The 15,734-nt window shown below is 70.4% G+C and carries 18 protein-coding genes, 1 tRNA gene and 1 pseudogene; 8 read left to right on the forward strand and 12 right to left on the reverse strand.

The features are described from left to right. Positions 1-16: 16 nt before the first annotated feature. Positions 17-253 carry a hypothetical protein gene (locus AB0I73_RS28105; protein WP_363041948.1) on the forward strand — a complete coding sequence of 79 codons (237 nt, stop codon included), beginning with the start codon at positions 17-19 and terminating at the stop codon, positions 251-253. Between the two features lie 302 nt (positions 254-555). Next, positions 556-1,110, forward strand: a complete 555-nt coding sequence (locus tag AB0I73_RS28110; protein ID WP_363041877.1) for a DUF6082 family protein — start codon at positions 556-558, stop codon at positions 1,108-1,110. Between the two features lie 63 nt (positions 1,111-1,173). On the opposite strand, the gene AB0I73_RS28115 is transcribed toward AB0I73_RS28110, so the two are convergent. Beyond that, complete coding sequence (locus AB0I73_RS28115) at positions 1,174-1,413, reverse strand: hypothetical protein (RefSeq protein ID WP_363041940.1); 240 nt, start codon at positions 1,411-1,413, stop codon at positions 1,174-1,176. 302 nt (positions 1,414-1,715) lie between these two features. On the opposite strand from AB0I73_RS28115, the gene AB0I73_RS28120 reads away from it, so the two are divergent. Continuing rightward, on the forward strand, positions 1,716-1,856 hold the full coding sequence (locus tag AB0I73_RS28120) for a hypothetical protein (RefSeq protein ID WP_363041879.1): 141 nt from the start codon (positions 1,716-1,718) through the stop codon (positions 1,854-1,856). Positions 1,857-1,888: 32 nt separating this feature from the next. On the opposite strand, the gene AB0I73_RS28125 is transcribed toward AB0I73_RS28120, so the two are convergent. The 3 genes from AB0I73_RS28125 to AB0I73_RS28135 form a co-directional block, all read right to left on the reverse strand. After that, complete coding sequence (locus tag AB0I73_RS28125; RefSeq protein ID WP_363041881.1) at positions 1,889-2,548, reverse strand: nucleotidyl transferase AbiEii/AbiGii toxin family protein; 660 nt, start codon at positions 2,546-2,548, stop codon at positions 1,889-1,891. Further along, complete coding sequence (locus AB0I73_RS28130; RefSeq protein ID WP_363041883.1) at positions 2,545-2,907, reverse strand: hypothetical protein; 363 nt, start codon at positions 2,905-2,907, stop codon at positions 2,545-2,547. The genes AB0I73_RS28125 and AB0I73_RS28130 overlap by 4 nt, the downstream gene beginning before the upstream one ends. 659 nt (positions 2,908-3,566) lie before the next feature. After that, positions 3,567-3,965 (reverse strand): hypothetical protein, encoded by a 399-nt coding sequence (locus AB0I73_RS28135; RefSeq protein WP_363041885.1) that lies wholly within the window; start codon positions 3,963-3,965, stop codon positions 3,567-3,569. Between the two features lie 209 nt (positions 3,966-4,174). Between AB0I73_RS28135 and AB0I73_RS28140 the strand changes: the two genes are divergently transcribed. Continuing rightward, positions 4,175-5,266: an IS630 family transposase gene (locus tag AB0I73_RS28140; protein ID WP_363041887.1), complete on the forward strand. Its 1,092-nt coding sequence runs from the start codon at positions 4,175-4,177 to the stop codon at positions 5,264-5,266. Here AB0I73_RS28140 and AB0I73_RS28145 read toward each other — a convergent pair. Both AB0I73_RS28145 and AB0I73_RS28150 read right to left on the reverse strand, forming a co-directional pair. Beyond that, positions 5,263-5,844: a GH25 family lysozyme gene (locus AB0I73_RS28145; protein WP_363041889.1), complete on the reverse strand. Its 582-nt coding sequence runs from the start codon at positions 5,842-5,844 to the stop codon at positions 5,263-5,265. The two genes, AB0I73_RS28140 and AB0I73_RS28145, sit on opposite strands and share 4 nt — an antisense overlap. A gap of 307 nt (positions 5,845-6,151) precedes the next feature. After that, positions 6,152-6,277: a hypothetical protein gene (locus AB0I73_RS28150; protein ID WP_363041891.1), complete on the reverse strand. Its 126-nt coding sequence runs from the start codon at positions 6,275-6,277 to the stop codon at positions 6,152-6,154. A gap of 592 nt (positions 6,278-6,869) precedes the next feature. Between AB0I73_RS28150 and AB0I73_RS28155 the strand changes: the two are divergent. Continuing rightward, positions 6,870-7,135 (forward strand): annotated as a pseudogene (locus AB0I73_RS28155) (XRE family transcriptional regulator); the annotation flags it as partial. A 22-nt stretch (positions 7,136-7,157) separates the two neighbouring features. On the opposite strand, the gene AB0I73_RS28160 reads toward AB0I73_RS28155, so the two are convergent. The 5 genes from AB0I73_RS28160 to AB0I73_RS28180 form a co-directional block, all read right to left on the reverse strand. Beyond that, complete coding sequence (locus tag AB0I73_RS28160; RefSeq protein WP_363041893.1) at positions 7,158-7,952, reverse strand: hypothetical protein; 795 nt, start codon at positions 7,950-7,952, stop codon at positions 7,158-7,160. A gap of 97 nt (positions 7,953-8,049) precedes the next feature. Further along, positions 8,050-8,673, reverse strand: a complete 624-nt coding sequence (locus AB0I73_RS28165) for a hypothetical protein (protein ID WP_363041895.1) — start codon at positions 8,671-8,673, stop codon at positions 8,050-8,052. A 115-nt stretch (positions 8,674-8,788) separates the two neighbouring features. After that, positions 8,789-8,862, reverse strand: a tRNA-Met gene (locus AB0I73_RS28170). 55 nt (positions 8,863-8,917) lie between these two features. Continuing rightward, a complete protein-coding gene (locus AB0I73_RS28175) occupies positions 8,918-9,121 on the reverse strand; it encodes a cold-shock protein (protein WP_363041897.1) in 204 nt (67 codons plus the stop codon). Between the two features lie 190 nt (positions 9,122-9,311). Then, the gene (locus AB0I73_RS28180; protein WP_363041899.1) at positions 9,312-10,157 is read right to left on the reverse strand and encodes a hypothetical protein; all 846 of its coding nucleotides are present in this window, start codon (positions 10,155-10,157) and stop codon (positions 9,312-9,314) included. Positions 10,158-10,659: 502 nt separating this feature from the next. On the opposite strand from AB0I73_RS28180, the gene AB0I73_RS28185 reads away from it, so the two are divergent. From AB0I73_RS28185 to AB0I73_RS28195, 3 genes are all read left to right on the forward strand, one after another. Next, the gene (locus AB0I73_RS28185) at positions 10,660-12,018 is read left to right on the forward strand and encodes an endonuclease domain-containing protein (protein ID WP_363041900.1); all 1,359 of its coding nucleotides are present in this window, start codon (positions 10,660-10,662) and stop codon (positions 12,016-12,018) included. Between the two features lie 419 nt (positions 12,019-12,437). Beyond that, complete coding sequence (locus AB0I73_RS28190; RefSeq protein ID WP_363041902.1) at positions 12,438-12,815, forward strand: hypothetical protein; 378 nt, start codon at positions 12,438-12,440, stop codon at positions 12,813-12,815. Next, a complete protein-coding gene (locus AB0I73_RS28195; protein WP_363041904.1) occupies positions 12,812-13,213 on the forward strand; it encodes a hypothetical protein in 402 nt (133 codons plus the stop codon). The genes AB0I73_RS28190 and AB0I73_RS28195 overlap by 4 nt, the downstream gene beginning before the upstream one ends. A 167-nt stretch (positions 13,214-13,380) precedes the next feature. On the opposite strand, the gene AB0I73_RS28200 is transcribed toward AB0I73_RS28195, so the two are convergent. Beyond that, positions 13,381-15,468: a VCBS repeat-containing protein gene (locus tag AB0I73_RS28200; protein ID WP_363041906.1), complete on the reverse strand. Its 2,088-nt coding sequence runs from the start codon at positions 15,466-15,468 to the stop codon at positions 13,381-13,383. Positions 15,469-15,734: the final 266 nt, after the last annotated feature.

Below are 15,734 nucleotides of genomic sequence, written 5' to 3' on the forward strand. Positions count from 1 at the left end.
GCGGGTGAGTTCGGCCGTGCTCTATCTCGCGGAGCTGCTTGGCAAGGCCGAAGTGCACGTCGTGGGGCGTGTGCGGGCCGATCCCGGAGTGCTGGTGCTCCTCGTTGTACCGGGTGAAGAACTGGGTGCACACGCCCGGGCGTCCTCGATGGATCCGAAATGCCCGCCGGTCCGGCAACCCAGCGGCGCCCATGAGCTGCTGCGCACCCGGATCCTCGGCGGCCTGATCAACGAGTACAGATATGCGGCGTGACGTGCAGCGATGACTTTTCGAGCAGCACACGACCGACGCATGCCCCGGAACGTGGTCGGGCGCATATACGAGCATCGCCGCGAAGTGAACGATTGTTAGCAGCGTTCGCGGGGCAGACGTTGGACAAGGCGCCGGATTGAGCGACCCTCGCTTCCTTCCGTGCGCCTCCTCTCCGCCTCCCAGCCGATCAGAGCCGCTCGGCACCCTGGAAGGCGGCACGCGCCGCCCACCGCTCGCCGGTCCCCACCGTCGACCCGCACCCCGACGACCGGCGGACGGCCGCCTGATCGGGGGTACTTGCTATGGGCACATGGAAAATTGGCCAGCGCGGGCTTGATGCCGCCGCGGTGGCGGGCCTGGGGATGGCCATGGGCGTCCTCGCCACCGCGGCGACCCAACGCCACACGCTGGAGTCACTGCGCGCTCGCCTGGAACGCCTGGAACAGCAGGCACACGCCCAGCGGCACGCCAATCTGGCGAGCCAGCAACGCCAGCACTGGGAGCTGCTGAGCAAAGCCATCGACGATCCCGAACTCGCCGAGGTCCTGGATGTCTTCGAGGTGCCCGCCTCACCGGTGAGGCGGCGGCAGTACCTCTACGCCAACGCCCTCTACACCAACCTGCTGTTCTACTACCGCATCGGGAACCTGACCAAGGACGAGTTCTTCAAGCGCGTCCGAGGCACCTTCCAGAACCCGATCGTCAGGGAGTACTGGTACGCCACCGCACAGCAGCGGGCGAGTATCGCGGACACCGAAGAGGCGGAACTCGGGCTGACGGTCGACGATCTGCTCCGGCAGCTGGAGGAGGCCGACACCGAGGAGTGGTGGGTGGTCGGCGAACCTCCCGCCGAGTGATGTCGGCGGAGCGCCTGCCCGGGGCCGTGTCACCACGCCCAGAACCAGGCCGCCGGGACGTGGTCAGGCGTCGGGAATGTCGGGCTTCGCCCTGACCAGGGTCTCCCGCGTGATCATGACGATCCGCTCGTAGTCCGCGCGCGCAGCGTCCGGGGGGAGCCCGGCGTCCAGCGAGTCGGTCACATCCGTACCGATGACGGCGAAGTTCCCGTCGGCCAGCTCAAAAATGTCGGGACACGTCCCACCATTCGTGCTGCCTCGGTAACGCGGAGCAACGCCAAGGCGGCGGATGATCTGACTCACTGTTGAATTTCCTTTGTTCTCAAGGCGCACGCGCGCCTGCGCCCGCTGCCGCGCGATGCGCGATGGCATCGTCCCGAAGCCTGAGTCCCGATCGCGGAAGGCTCGCCACGTACACAGTGGCCGCATACCTCAACGGGCGCAACGCTTGCGGGAAGTCCTACCACCATCCGAAGTGCGCCACTCGGGGCGTCGATAAGAGTCCCGTCAGCGATCCTGCTGGTTGATTCCGTGCCGTCCGGTGTGGCGGCTCGTCGGCCAGGGTGGTGATCGTTTCGCCGTTCCGGTTGCAGGTGGGGTGCTGGATGTCGATGCAGTCGCGGCCTTGGCCGCAGGCGGCCCTGGCGCTCGTCGCCGCCCTCGACGGCCACTGGGACACCGTCCCCTGCCCGCCCGGCGGCAAGACCGTCCGGGCCGAGCCCCTCGACACCACGACCCGTGCGTGAGCACGCCGACGGGAGAGAGGTACGGCCTCTTGTCAGGCGTTCTCGTCGTGGATCCGCGCCCCCAGGTCCTCCGCCCACTCCAGCGCCCACGCCTTGAGTTCTTCGATCTGCCGGGAGGTGAGCCCGTACGCGGTGTAGTCCTCATCCTCGTACCAGTCCGCGCCGGTGAGCCGGTCCCGGAGGTCTTCGAGGCTGAACTCGTCATGGGCACGACGGCGGCCCAGGGATTCGAGGTCGGCGGTGGAGCGGTGGCGGGAGGCGGCCTGGACGTCGATGAGGTCGCGGACGGTGCCGCGGTCGGCGAGGGCACGGACCTTGGTACCGATCACGTCGTCGAGGGAGAGGACGGGGCCGTAGGGGGTCTGGGCTGGCGGGGCCCAGAACGCCTCCTTGAGGACGTCGACCTCGCACTCCTCACCGGTGTCCGGGTCGGTGACGAGGAACCGGCCGCTGAGCGGATCGGTCTGGACGTGCGCGGTCCGCCATCCGCGCGCGCTGAGACCTACGGTGAGGGAGGCGACGATCTCGTCCATCGGGGCGGGGTTCTCGGTGGCGACGTCGAGGTCGCGGCTGAAGCGTTCGACCAGGCCGTGGGCCTGCACGGCGTATCCGCCGGTGAGGACCAGAGGGTAGGGGGAGCCGAGGTCGAGGATGTCGGCGAGGAGACGCTCGTGGAGCGGAGTGAGCTTCACGCGGCGGTCGTGTCGGCCGGAGCGGTGCGGGGCAGCTCGGGGAAAGCGTCCTCCCAGACCTCACGGATGTAGGGACTGACCAAGCGTCGCAGCACGGGCCACTGCTCGGCCAGCAGCCGGTGGTGGAGGAAGGCCGCCAGGTCCTCGCGCAGGCCCTCGGCGAGGACGGTCCGGTAGAGCGTCATGCGGGACTTCGGGCGGTCCAGGCTGTAGCTCGTCCGCCCGGACCAGACGATGTGGAGCGGCAGGTCGACGGTGCCCTCGACGGGACCGTCCAGCTCCTGCAGGCGCTCGGGCAGCCGGCTGCGGTAACGGTCCCGCAGCACCTCGGCGCGGGGGGCGGTGGTCGTCGCATCCATGCGTCCAGTATCGCTGGTGCGGCTGCCGCCCCTTCTCAGCGGGCGGCGGTCAAGAGGAGCGCGACTCCGGCGAAAGGCGGGTGCGTAGGCGGAGAGCGCTCGAGCCATTGGAGTTCTCTGCGCGAGAGGAGGCGCTGGGAGGGCGGGTACCCGTGGCGATGTCGTCCGCGGGGGTACGCATGGAGGTCGAGGAGATACCCACCACCGAGGGATCACGCCCCCCGACTACGGCCAGGCCGTGCCCCCCGTCGCCACCTGGGAGCAGCTGCGCGAGCGGGGCGAGGGCGTGCCGGTGTGGCGGTGTGGCGGTGCCCGAGGCGCGACGGTGAGCAGACGCTGACCGGCCGCGCTCGACAACTCGACGGCGACGTCCTCTACCACCGCCAGACCGCCCGCGCCGACGCGGAAGAGGAGCAACACCGGACCACGGAACGAGAGGCGTGGCGGCCGGTGTGCGCAACACCGTGCTCTCTGTTCGGCCACGTCCTCATCAGGTCGATCACTGGGAGTCGTCGGCGTCGTTCAACTGGCGCCGGGCCTCGACTGGTCGTCCGCTGAGGTTCGGTACCGACCGCTGTTGTACGCGCCTGTCGGTGTCAGCCGCTGATGTCGGACACTACGCCATGGCTTGACACCCCCGTGGACAGTAGTGCGCGGGCTCACCGCTGATCCGGCACCGTGTCCCCGCAGCTCTCCGAAACTCTCACCACGCCGAAGACCACCGGGTAATCGGTGATCTGCTGGTTCGGGCCCGGCCGGGAGTTGCAGATCTTCCACGCAGCCGGGTCATCCACCAGGCGGCCCTGTCCGCTCGCGTCCTCGAAGATCATGTCGAGTTCGGAGCTCATCTGCTCGTGCGCACGCCCGGCGTTGCCGCCTATGGCGTCGGGCATGGTGGCGGTGACCGGCTCGGGGTTTGCCGAGCGGTGTGTCTCGGCGGACCCCGAGCCGGTCGGGGTACCCGCCGGGACGTCCGGCACGGACGACGCGCCGCAGGCGGTGACCGCGGCCAGGAGCGTGGCAGCGAGGGCGGGTCTCAGAAGCTTGGTGACGGTCATGTTCCCCTCAGCGTGATGGCAGTTCGGAACAGTATTCACGGTGAGACAAGAAGAAACACTGCTTCCTTGGTTGCGGTTCGGTGCGGAGACCGCCGTCGCGCCGTACCAAGCCCCTCACCCTTGCGTCCCTCCTGATGCGGCGGTGACGTTTGACGACGACTCCTGGTCTTCTGAGTCAGGAATTCTGTTCAGATGTGCGGGGTTGCCCGGTGACACGTACCGGGCGGCCGAAGGCCGAGTTGATCCTGCCGGACGCGGAACGGGCCGCGCTGGAGGAATGGATGCGACGCCGTTCCACGCCGCAGGCCTGGGCGCTGCGCTGCCGGATCATCCTGGCCTGCGCCACCGGCGCGTCCAACAAGGACGTGGCGGCGCAGGTGGGCTCCACGCCGCATGCGGTGGGCCGGTGGCGGAAGCGGTTCGTCGAGCACCGGATCGCCGGCCTGGGCGACATGCCGCACCCGGGCGGGCCCCGGACGGTCACCGACGAGCAGGTCGCCGCGGTGGTCACCAAGACGCTGGAGAGCACGCCGAAGAACGCCACGCACTGGTCGACGCGGGCGATGGCCCAGGAGACGGGCCTGTCGCAGTCGACCGTGTCGCGGATCTGGCGGGCGTTCGGCCTGCAGCCGCACCGCACCGAGACGTCTTTGCTGTCGACCGACCCGTACTTCATCGACAAGGTCCACGACGTCGTCGGCCTCTCCCTGGATCCGCCGGAGCGGGCCCTGGTGTTCTGCGTGGACGAGGAGAGCCAGATCCAGGCCCTGGACCGCTCCCGGCCGGTGCCGCCCATGATGCCGGGGGTTCCGCAGCGGATCACCCACGACTACGTGCGGGCGGGCACCACCACCTTGTTCGCCGCCCTGGAGGTGGCCACCGGCAAGGTGATCGGCTCGCTGCACCGCCGGCACCGGGCCGAGGACTTCAAGAAGTTCCTCAGCAAGCTGGACCGGGAGGTGCCGGCGGGCCTGGACGTGCATCTGGTGCTGGACAACTACGCCACCCACAAGACCCCGGCGATCAAGACCTGGCTGCCGGCCCATCCCCGCTTCCGCCTGCACTTCACCCCCACCGGCTCGTCCTGGCTGAACCTGCTCGAGCGGTGGTTCGCCGAGCTGACCGACAAGCAGATACGGCGGGGCGTCCACAGATCGGTCCAGGCGCTGGAGCAGGATGTCCGTGCCTGGCTCGCCGCCTGGAACACCGATCCCAAGCCTTACGTCTGGACGAAGACCGCGGACGAGATCCTCGAACGCCTCGCAAGTTATCTGAACAGAATTCCTGATTCGGAAGACTAGTTCCTCGTGCCGTTGATGCCGCCCGCGAAGGCGGCCAGCTCGGCCTTGGAGGCGAAGTTGCCCACGTTGGTGTCCAGCGGCTTGTCGGTGTACTGGTGGAACATCCACTCGGCCTGGATGTTGGGCTTGCCCGGGGCCACGCCGTACTCGGCGATCCAGAGGAAATCACCCACATTGCCGGTGGTGTCCCGGTGAAGCCAGAAGTCCCGGTTGCAGTACAGCCCGACCTTGTGGTTGGAGCCGCGCAGCCGCTTGACCTCGGCGATGAAGGAATCCTTCTCCGTGCAGGTCGCCGCGGCGCCGTTCGGGTCGGTCTCCCAGTCGACGACCAGCAGGTCGTACTCGATGCTCGCGCAGTCCTCCACGAAGTGGGCCGCCTGCTCCTTGATGTGGCCCGGGTGCAGGAAGTGGTAGAAGCCGACGGCCAGGCCCGCGGCGCGGGCGTGCGCGGTCTGTTCCTTCTGTTTGGGGTTGACGTAGGAACGGCCCTCGGTGCCTTTGACGAACGCGAAGCTGGCATTGGCGGTGGGGAAGTCCACGTCCTGGAAGGCGGATACGTCGTAGCCCTTGATCGTCACGGTAGTCCTCCGCTGCGTTGATCCGGAGGGAGCACCATGGGGCAGCCACGCGGATAACGTCGCGCCCTGCCCGATGAGGGGGGCAGCCGTCGACGACTTCGGCGCCCACGACACTGCCGCCCTCGAACTCAGGCGGGTACTCGACCGCGAACAGACTGTGGTTCAGGCGCTCGGCGAGCGTGACCAGTTCCACGGGCTGCTCGTCTGCGTCGGCGGGCCCGCCCAGGCCGGTGATCTCCACGGCCACCACCGCATTCTTGCCGTGGTGCTCGCGGTGCTGCCGCTCCAGATATCAGGCGTCCGCACGTCAGTGCGGCATGGTGCGGTCCTCCACGGTCTCTTCCATGGTCTGTCTGGTGGCCGGATCGCGCAATTCGCGTGTGGTGACCTTGGTGACGATGCCGCCGTCCGCAACGCGGCGGATGTTCGCCATCGCTCGGGCGACCGCGGTGGCGCGAGCGGTGCGGACCTTCTCGTACAGCGCTTGCCAGTGGTTTGTTGGCTTGGGGCGGAAGTCGCGGCAGACCGACGGGCGGGAGTGGTTTCTGCTGCTCGGAGATGGTCGCGATGGTGACCGCGAGGCGGCCATGCCCCGGTGCGGTCTTCATCCTGGACAGACAGTGCCGCCAGGGGCGTCCTGGGCAAGCGGGTTGACGGTGTTGCCGGGGTCGGCGTGTGCGCTGGCGGGGGTGAGGAGGACTGCAAGCGCGGACAACATGGCCGCTGCGGTGGAGGTGGCCCAGATGCGACGCAACGGTGCGTCCTTTTCTCTGGAAGGCCGGATACGGAACGTGGCCTTCGTAGTGGTGCGGCCCGCAAGACGTCCGAGGTCCGGCAGCTGGCTCACCCGCAGGGGGCGGGCATGTCACGCAAACAGCCGCGGGCCGCTGCGGGCGGATCTGCTGGGAGGGTAAGGGCGCGTCGGGTGGCGTGCGCGCCGGTGCCGGGGTGGCGTACGCCGGGTGGAACAGGGGGTGTGATGCAAGACATGCTTGCGGTGCGGAGAGTTGTTCGCGTGGTCCCTCCTCGTCGTCGACACCCGCGCTCGATTCGGCTTCACCGCCGCGCCCGGCATCACCGACGATGCGCGGATCCGCCATCTCACCCTCGCCCTGTCTCCGCAGTACGCGACCCGCCTGTCGACGCGCAGGAGGCCGGCGCCAGTGAGCGGCAGCTGCGTGACATCGCCGCCGAGGGGCTGGGTGAGGTGTACTTCCGCGACGGCGGCCGCCGTGCCCACAGCCTGGAGGTGGGATTCACCGATGTGGAGCACCTCGAGTTCGACTTGTAGCAAGCGACCGGGTTGTACCGGCCTAAAAGGCGCGGTGGGCTCTCAGGCGCGGGCGGCTGTGTCGTCCACGGCTTTTCCGCTCCAAGCGCAGCGCGATCAGCCGGATCAGGGGGAGCAGCGCCAGCCAGGTCACCACCACGCCGACCGGGCCGGTGAGGTCACCCACCATCACGGCGGGCAAGGCAGCCAGGGCGGCCCAGAACGCCTGGGCGCCCAGCGTCACGAGGGAGACGGGCAGCCCCTCCTGGGCATGGCGGGCGGCGACGGTGCCCGCGTAGATGCCGTAGAGGCCCCCGGCCAGCAGGGCGAGGGCCAGGGCCGTGACGAACTCCGGCTCGCCGACGGGAGTGTCGGTGGACTCCTGGGTGACGCCGTCCTTGATGACCGCGGTCGTGTAGTCGCGCCAGACGGTCAGGGTCACGGTGTCGCCCTTGTTGAGCTGCCTCAGCAGCGGGTCCGGGCTGCCCATATCGAGTGAGGCGGGGACCCTGTCGGAGCCGCGGAGCATGAGCGTGTACTCGTTGTTCTTCGTCTGCTCGCGGATGACCTTGCCCGCCACGGTTGCCGGGACCGAGCGGAGACAGTCGAGGCCCGGGACCACCGGACCCGCGGTCGGACACGGCCGGGCGGCACGGAACGCCCGTACGTCGGCCAGGAGGCCGGGCACCGAGGCCAGCAGCACGACCGTCGCCGTCACCGCCGCCACGCCGAGCAGTACCGCAGCGGGACCCCAGATGCGATGCCACCATGTCAGCCGCCGCACGCGAAGTGCACGCTTGGCCGCCCGTGCCGACTCCGTCCCTCGCTTTTTGCTCATGCCGGCCGGCCCCTTCGTACTTCCGCGGTACCCCTGCTCGCGTTGTGCCCATGGACGAGACATTGCGCCATAGGAGTGCGGTCCGCGGGTACGCCAGTCACTGGCACGGTCGGCGGGACTTCGCCTGCCGGAACATGGCAAGCCACGATCCGCTCCTTGGGGAGGGGGAGACTGGCATGAGTCGTTGTTCAGCTGATCCGTATCCGCCCTCGGCGGTCCTGGGTTCGTCGCTTTCCGTAGTGCTCAGGCCGCAGGGGCGGCCGGCCGCGCCGGTTATGAGTGGCTGGCGGTGGGTGGCTTCGGAGCCGGGGCCGCGGGTGGGGCCGAGGGCGGCCACCGCCGGACCGCCGAGGACTGTGCCGAGCGGAACGGCCAGGGCGCGCACGGCAAAGACCACGGTGAAGACCTGGGGCAGCAGGGCGGGCGGGGTCGAGCGCTGGAACAGGGTGGTGGACATCGCAGAGTAGGGCGGCCACAGCAGGCCGACCAGGGCGAAGCCGGCCAGGGCGGCAAGGGTGGGTGCGCCCAGCCCCAGCGGCAGCAGGGCCGCACCGGCGACCGCGACGATGCCGGCGGCGGCCGGGCCCCGCAGCAGGCGCCGCAGCACGGCGGGCTCGTGCCGCGGCACGAGCGGCTCAGCGTTCTTGGTGGTGTCGCGGTGCAGCGGCACCGGGACAAAGAGCAGCTTCCGGACCATCGTGTCCGCCGGTGAGACGACCACGCGGGCATGCTCCCAGCGGCCGCCCCACACCACTCCCACCCGGGGCGATGACTTTTCGAGCGGCACAGGCTGGATGTGGCGAGGGGCCCGGCTGGTGCCGGGCCCCTCGTTCTCGTAGCGGGGACAGGATGTGAACCTGCGACCTCTGGGTTATGAGCCCAGCGAGCTACCGAGCTGCTCCACCCCGCGTCGGTGATGCCACCCTACACAGTCACTCTCGCGGGGCGGTGCGCAGTTGCCTTCGTCAGCCGCGCACGATGTTCTCGGCCTGGGGGCCCTTCTGGCCCTGGGTCACCTCGAAGGTGACCGGCTCGCCCTCGACCAGCTCCCGGTAGCCGTTGCCGGTGATGTTGGAGTAGTGGGCGAAGACGTCCGGGCCGCCGCCGTCCTGGGCGATGAACCCGAAGCCCTTTTCGGCGTTGAACCACTTCACGGTGCCGCTGGCCATGCTGCTTGTCCTTCGATATCGCCGAGAGGTCCCGGCTGGTCTGTGGGCAGGGCCGTCCGTAGCCGGAAGGCACCCGGCGTCCGTTCTACCCCGTCGGCGCGCGATTATCCGACTTCTTTGCCGGTCGCAGCGTGCCGGGTACTGGAGCCCGGGATGGTGCTGCGCGCGGAGACGGGCGGCACGGCCCTGACTAGGCCTGCGCCGGCACCTTCTCGGTCTCTGCGGCGCCGGCCGTCTCGGTCGTCGGGGACGCTTCTGCGGCTGCGTCGTCCGCGGCGGGCACGGGCTCGGTCACGGCGGTGTACAGCACGGTGTTCTTCTGCTTGGTCCGCTCGATGCGGCTCTTGGCGACCAGCCGCTCCAGGGTGTTGCGCACGGTGTTGATGTCCCGGGCCCGCTCGGGGTGCTCCTGCTCCAGGTCGCCGGCGACCTCGCCTGCGGTGCGCGGGTGCCCGGCGTGCTTGCCGAGGACGCTCAACAGCAGCTCTCCCAGGGTCGGTTCACCGGCCTTGGCCGCTGTCGTCTTCTTTGCCGCAGGAGTCTGCTTCGCTGCTGCCTTCTTCGCCTCCGGCTTTTTCGCCGTGGCCTTCTTGGCCGTCGTCTCCTTCACGGCCGCCTTCTTGGCCGTGCTCCTTTTTGCGGCCGTCTCCTTGGCCGTGGTCTTCTTCGCGGTTGCCTCGGCCGGCTGGTTTTGCCGCTGCTTGGGCACTGCCGCGGAAGCCTCAACATCGGTCGCTTCGGACGGCTCGGACGGCTCGGCCGACTCGGCCGCTTCGGCCGGCTCGGTGGGCCCGGACGTGTTGTCCTGCGGCGGTGCCGACTCGCCCTCGGGCGCCTGGGCGCCGGCACCGGCCTCGGCCGGGGCGGACACTGTCTCCAGTGCCTTCACCAGCCAGGCTTCGTCCGCCTCGAGCTGCTCAAGACGCTTACGCAGACGGGCCTGTTCCTCCCGGTTGCCCACGAGGTGGTCGGCGAACTGGGCCGCGTACTGGCTCTGCAGGCTCTGGCTGGTGGGCTCTTCCGGCTCGGTGGCCACGCGGCACGCTCCTTCATACGGGGGTTGTTGCTGCCGGATGCTACTCACCCAAACGGGACCGCCGCCGTTGTCCCGGGCACACACCACCCTTACGGACAGCCGCACCTCCCGGCACCGGCCCGCCGGAAGGGACACCGGACGCGAAACCACCTCACCGCCTTCCGCCGCACGGTCCGCCCGGATCCGGCCCGCACAGACACCCTGCCCGCGCAGGCGACACTGCCGTGACCGCCGGTACGCGCCGTTTCGTGCCGCCGCGACGCACAGGCTGAGGTGGGAAAGAGCTTGAGATCGGAGTGGTCGTGATGCGTGAGGCGTACGACGGGTACCAGGCAGCGGACCGACTGAAGGTGCCGGCTGCGGCCTGGCGGTGGGCGGTGGCCTCGAACCTGGCCCCGGCCGCCCATGCCGGAGTGGGTTGGTGGGCGCGCGCGGTCGTCGAGGCTGCAGATACAAAGGCGCTGCGGACGGTGCTGCGGAGACCGGCCGTTAGCCTGTCGGTATGTCAGAGGATGTCATCCCGGGCCGTGCGGGCGGCCTGATCACTCTGGGCGCCGCGGACGCTCTGTGGGCCGGCTTGACGGCCGGCAGCGCTGTGCCGACGGCTTCTGCGGCGTTCACCTGCTCTCCTGCCGATGCCCCGGCGGACTACGTCCTGCTCGGCGGCCATGTGGTGGCGACGGTGCAGGCAGGCGGCCAGTGGAGTGTTTTGGAGGCTGAGGTGCGCCGGGCGGCAGCGGAACTGAACGCGGTGGAGATGGACCGCCAGGACCTGGTCCGCATCGGTCCGTTCCGTGGCGGGTCGAAGCAGGAGCACAACGAGAACACGCCGCTGCGATGGCGCCGGCGCATCGCCCGGGAACTGCAGGAACCGGACGAGCCCGAGCGGGCAGCACCATGCGCTGGCGGCCGGCCGGACCATCTGGCGGGGATCGACTGGCGGCGGATCCTCGTGGAGAACACCCGCGACCGGACGGCGCGGACGTGGTGGCTGCCGCGCGCCGTGGTCAGGCTGCTGGACGCGGCCGAGCACGCCGAAACGCGGTGGCTGAAAGCCGCGCGGACCTGCCAGGCAAGCGCAGCCGTCACCACCGTCACCGAGTCGCCCTCCCACCACCGGCAGGCCCGAGCCGCCGACGGCCGGCAGACGACGAGCCCCGACTGCCCAACCACCCCACTGCGTCCGTACAACGAGGAACTGAAAGGCCACCTGTACTCGGTACTCAGCAGGAAACCCGGCACCTCCCGCAAGGTGGCCGGGTGGACGTGCGCCCTCTGCCGCACCGCGCCCGCCGCCGTACTCGACCACTGCCACGAACACGGCTACGTCCGCGCCCCCGTCTGCCACTCCTGCAACACACAAGAACGCCCCGACCACCTGTACAGCAACGACATCCGCGTGGCCAACCACTACACACGTCTCTTCCACACCCACACCGCCGACTGGCTCCGCCACTGGCACCGCTGCCCCGGCTGCCGCACCCGCACCACCCTGCCACTGCCCCACCTCGCCGCATGGACCGCCCACATAGCCTGCCGAGCACTGCGCCCGACCCACCGCGACCCCCGCGGCTCCCGCGGGCGCACACCCTGCGGTGCGCTGCGCGTGTCCTGGACCGGCAGCCACCATGCGCCCGGTTCCTGCCTGTTCACTGTCGCCGTCGATCTGTGCCCCTCCGGCGAGCACCGTGTCCTGGCGCAAGTCCCCTACCGCGAAGCCGCCGAGCGGTTTCGCACCTGGCTGGCCGAGACCGCCCCCGCCGTGGCCGCCGCGGCCGGCCCCGACCGCCTGGACGGCCTCCCCGCCCGGTTCCGGCCGGTCATCGCGGACACCAGTGGTGAGGGCCTGGCGCTGTTCTGAGCGAACAGCGAGAGACCCGACACCGATGTCGACCGGATGATGACGAGATGACGAGGGCCATGATGACAAAGCCGAAGGTCAGGGCTGTCAGGCGCCGACGCGGAGCGGCATAACGGCGGCTGTGTTCGGCTCGAAGGCGGTGTGCGCCGGTGGTGGTGTGGCGGAGCGTCTGCCGCTGGTGAGAGCTACTCCCTGGTGTAGCGACGCGCGATCTCGACTCCTTCAGCGGGTCCGATCCAGTAGAGCCACGGCTTCCTCGACTCGGCCCGCGCCTGCCCTCGCCTCCGTGATCGTGCGCAGCGCGAACGCCTGCCGGTCGGCCCCGCGCGGCCCGTGCCCCGCGACACCCGCGCCGACCGCGCGTCGCGGAACACCCAGACCGGCAGACAGGTCTGCACCTGCGGGTAGGGTTCTTTGGCATGAGCACAACACCACCCGACCTGCGCCGGGTCAGCCTCCGCGCCGCCTCCGGAACCGGGGCGGCCTGCACCACCACCGCGTTCGGCGCCGGGTTCACCCGCCCCGCCGGCCCGAGCGGCGGCACGGACCCGGACCACATCGTCGCCGGGCCCTCGGCCTGCCCCCGCCACGGCACCGGGAATCAGCCCAGGACCGGGGACCCGTCGCCCGGCGTGGGCACCGGCTCTTTTGCGACCACGGGCCATGGGGCCGCCCTGCGGGAGGAGGCGCTCTCGACCGCCTGCCGGGTCATCCGGGACAGTCGGGCCACGGACGCCGAAGCCGCCGTCCGGGCGCTGTGGGATGCCGCCCGTGTGCTGGAACGGGGCCGCCGGTGAACACTCCCCGCCGGGTCACCCCGCGCCGCCTCGGCGCCGCCGCCGCGCTCTACGGCGTGTTCGTCGCGGGCTGGTACCTGGGCCAGCCCGTCACCCCCGAATGCCACGTCGACCAGGCCGCCCGCGACCGGATCGCCGAGGAGTACGAAACCGCACCATCCCCCACCCCCACCCCCACTCCGACGCCGACGGCGTACCCGTCACGGTACGCCTCGAAGTCCCCCCTCCCGCTCGGCCCGACGCCGGACCCGGCCCACAAAACCCCCTACCACCCGCCTGGGGGCGCCGACGCCAGGCGGGTCCAGACGTTCACGGTCACCACCTACGCCGTAGCCTGCACCAACGACATGAGCGAACGCCCCCGCATGCGCGCGTGGTTCCAGGGCCACTGGCGGTAGGGAGGCGGTGCGGCCCGGGGTGTTTGCCGACGCGGGCGCCGGCCTCGTGTCGTGCGACACTCCCCGGATGCCTGCCTGGATCACCCTCAGTTCGGACGGACCCGTCGGAACCGGACGCCTGGCCGGATGGGACCCCCGTGTCTCCGAGGGGCCCCGGGCCCGCGCCGTCAGGAGATGCGGATGCCCGACCAGTTCGTGGCCTTGCCGACCTGCGACCGCTTGCCGAAGCCGCCGCGGCCGTCGCCCCGGTTCAGCCAGGCACGGCCGTTCTTGTCGAGCGAGATCAGGTCGGCCCGACCGTCCCCGGACAGGTCGAGCCCGCCGACCACGTCCTTGTAGGACGTGCCCCAGTTCTTGAAGACCAGCGCCCGGGGCTTGAAGGTGCCCTTGCCGGTCCCGTTGAACCGCCACAGCTCGTTCGACTTGTCGAGGGCCAGCAGGTCGTTCCTGCCGTCGCCGTTGAGGTCGCCGGCGGCGATCAGCTTCTTGTAGCCGCCGAAGCCGGACCCGGCGAGCTTCCGGGCCTTGAAGCCGCCCTTGCCGTTGTTCGCGTACAGGTACAGCTTCCCGGTCGAGGCGGACCGGACCAGCAGGTCGGCCCGGCCGTCGCCGGTCACATCGCCGGGCGAGAGGACCGCGTTGTACCCGCTCCAGTTGGAGGAGACCTTCACGGAGGACGTCTGCTGGTCCGGCAGCCCGCCGCAGACCGGCTTGTAGATGCGGGCCTCGCCCTTCGGGTGGCGGACGAACACGTCGTTGCAGCGGTCGCCGTCGAGGTCGCCGAACGGCAGCACCAGCGTGCCCGTCGGCCAGCTGCTCGCGCGCTTCTGGGCGGACAGCTTCGTCGCGCCGCCCGCGTACACCTTCAGCCCGCTGCCGCTCCGGCCGAAGAGGTCGGCCTTGCCGTCGTCCGTGTAGTCCCGCCACTTGGGCAGCGCCCGGCCGGTGGTGGTGATCTGGTAGGTCCCGCCCAGAACATAGGCGCCCGACTGGGTCACCGTGTACTCGTCCCACAGCACCACGGGGCGCCCGAGCGCGTCGGAGACCGCCCGAGGCGCGCCGGTGGCCGTGGCGCTCGCCGCGCTCAGCCGCCGCGCCGTGGACCAGGTGCCGCCCTTGAAGACGGCGGCCATCACGTACTCACGACCCGAGGAGCCCGCCCGCCACGTCACCGTGACCGTGTCGCCCGAGGTGGCGACCGCGCCGACCGCCTGCGCCCGGGTCGTGGAGAACGACTGCTTGTACGGCAGCCAGGCGCCGGTGGCCGCCGAGCGCACCGCGTACCAGGAGCCGGCCGAGCCGGGCCCCCCGCCGGCGACGAAGAGGTCGCCGTTGGGCAGGTGGACGGGCGCCGTCATCCCGCTGGTGCTGCCGGAGGTCGAAGAGGACCGCGGGGTGCTCCACTTCGTGGCGCCGGCGGACCGGCGCGTGTGCATGACGTGTCCGGCATCGTTGTAGAACAGCTCGAAGCCGCCCTGCGGATTGGCGAACACCTTCGGCTGCGCCCGGTCCGCGCTCGGGACCGGGAAGTTCTGGACCGTGGTCCAGCCGGACGCGCCGGGGGCCTTCTCCATGGCGGTGACGACCTTGGTCGTCGACCCCTGCCACACCAGCAGGGCGGTGCCGTCCTTGGCGACTGCCAGCTCCATGCCGGAGATGGTCCGGCTGCCGACCGGCGGCTGCGCGTTGAGGCCGACCGGAGCGGTCCACGCGGCCTTCGGGCCGGTCTTCTCGGCGGTCATCACGACGCCCCCGTCCGCCCACGCGACGATCAACCGGCCGTCGGGGGTGGCCGCCAGGTGGTGGTAGCCACTCCTGGGGACCTCGGCGATGTCCTCGGGCTTAGAGAAGGCGGTCGCGCCGGGCGCGAGGGTGGCCATCCTCAGCCAGTAGTCGTTGTGTTCGTCGGCGGCCCGCCAGACCAGGCGCACCGAGCCGTCGCTGAGCGAGACCAGCTCGGTGTTGTACCCGCCGGCGTCCGGCCAGGCCTGCGGGGCGAGCCAGCGGGTGCTGCCGGCGGGCCGGATCCGGGTGCCGTCGGCGAGGGAGACGAGGGTGCCGTTCCGGGCCGACACCAGGGCCCGCAAGCTACCCGGGGCGTGCGCGGTGCGAGTACCCCACGCGCCCGGCGCACGCTTCTCGACGGTGGCCGTGGCGGTGGTGCCGGTGGCCGCGACTGCGGCGGTGGTCTGGGCGGCGGCGGCCGGAGCCACGGCCGCCAGGGTGAGGACGGGAGTGAGCGCGATGCCGAGCACCGCACGGAACTGTGAAGTGATGGAATGCCCCCCCGGGCAGGGCGTATCCGGTGGCACGGATTCGCCGAATTGTTCGAACAATTTAGGCGCAGGGTATATCAGCCAAGCTTCGACTCGCGTGGAGGGTTCTCCTGTCCCTCCCCTCGTAGCGTGGAGACCATGACTGCAGGGGAAGTTGAGAGGGCATTGTCAGGTTGGCTGCGGGCCTGCCGATACGATGATCTTCGGGTTGGCTTGCCGGGTCCGGGGAGGGACAGCATGTAGGC

The organism is Streptomyces sp. NPDC050388 (assembly GCF_040655635.1).
Classification (GTDB): domain Bacteria; phylum Actinomycetota; class Actinomycetes; order Streptomycetales; family Streptomycetaceae; genus Streptomyces.

Coding starts and splice junctions, on each gene's coding strand:
- AB0I73_RS28135 (WP_363041885.1), bottom strand. CDS start 3,965: ATGACCGTCACCAAGCTTCTGAGACCCGCCCTCGCTGCCACGCTCCTG.
- AB0I73_RS28185 (WP_363041900.1), top strand. CDS start 10,660: ATGTCAGAGGATGTCATCCCGGGCCGTGCGGGCGGCCTGATCACTCTG.
- AB0I73_RS28160 (WP_363041893.1), bottom strand. CDS start 7,952: ATGAGCAAAAAGCGAGGGACGGAGTCGGCACGGGCGGCCAAGCGTGCA.
- AB0I73_RS28120 (WP_363041879.1), top strand. CDS start 1,716: ATGTCGATGCAGTCGCGGCCTTGGCCGCAGGCGGCCCTGGCGCTCGTC.
- AB0I73_RS28175 (WP_363041897.1), bottom strand. CDS start 9,121: ATGGCCAGCGGCACCGTGAAGTGGTTCAACGCCGAAAAGGGCTTCGGG.
- AB0I73_RS28110 (WP_363041877.1), top strand. CDS start 556: ATGGGCACATGGAAAATTGGCCAGCGCGGGCTTGATGCCGCCGCGGTG.
- AB0I73_RS28130 (WP_363041883.1), bottom strand. CDS start 2,907: ATGGATGCGACGACCACCGCCCCCCGCGCCGAGGTGCTGCGGGACCGT.
- AB0I73_RS28190 (WP_363041902.1), top strand. CDS start 12,438: ATGAGCACAACACCACCCGACCTGCGCCGGGTCAGCCTCCGCGCCGCC.
- AB0I73_RS28150 (WP_363041891.1), bottom strand. CDS start 6,277: ATGGCGAACATCCGCCGCGTTGCGGACGGCGGCATCGTCACCAAGGTC.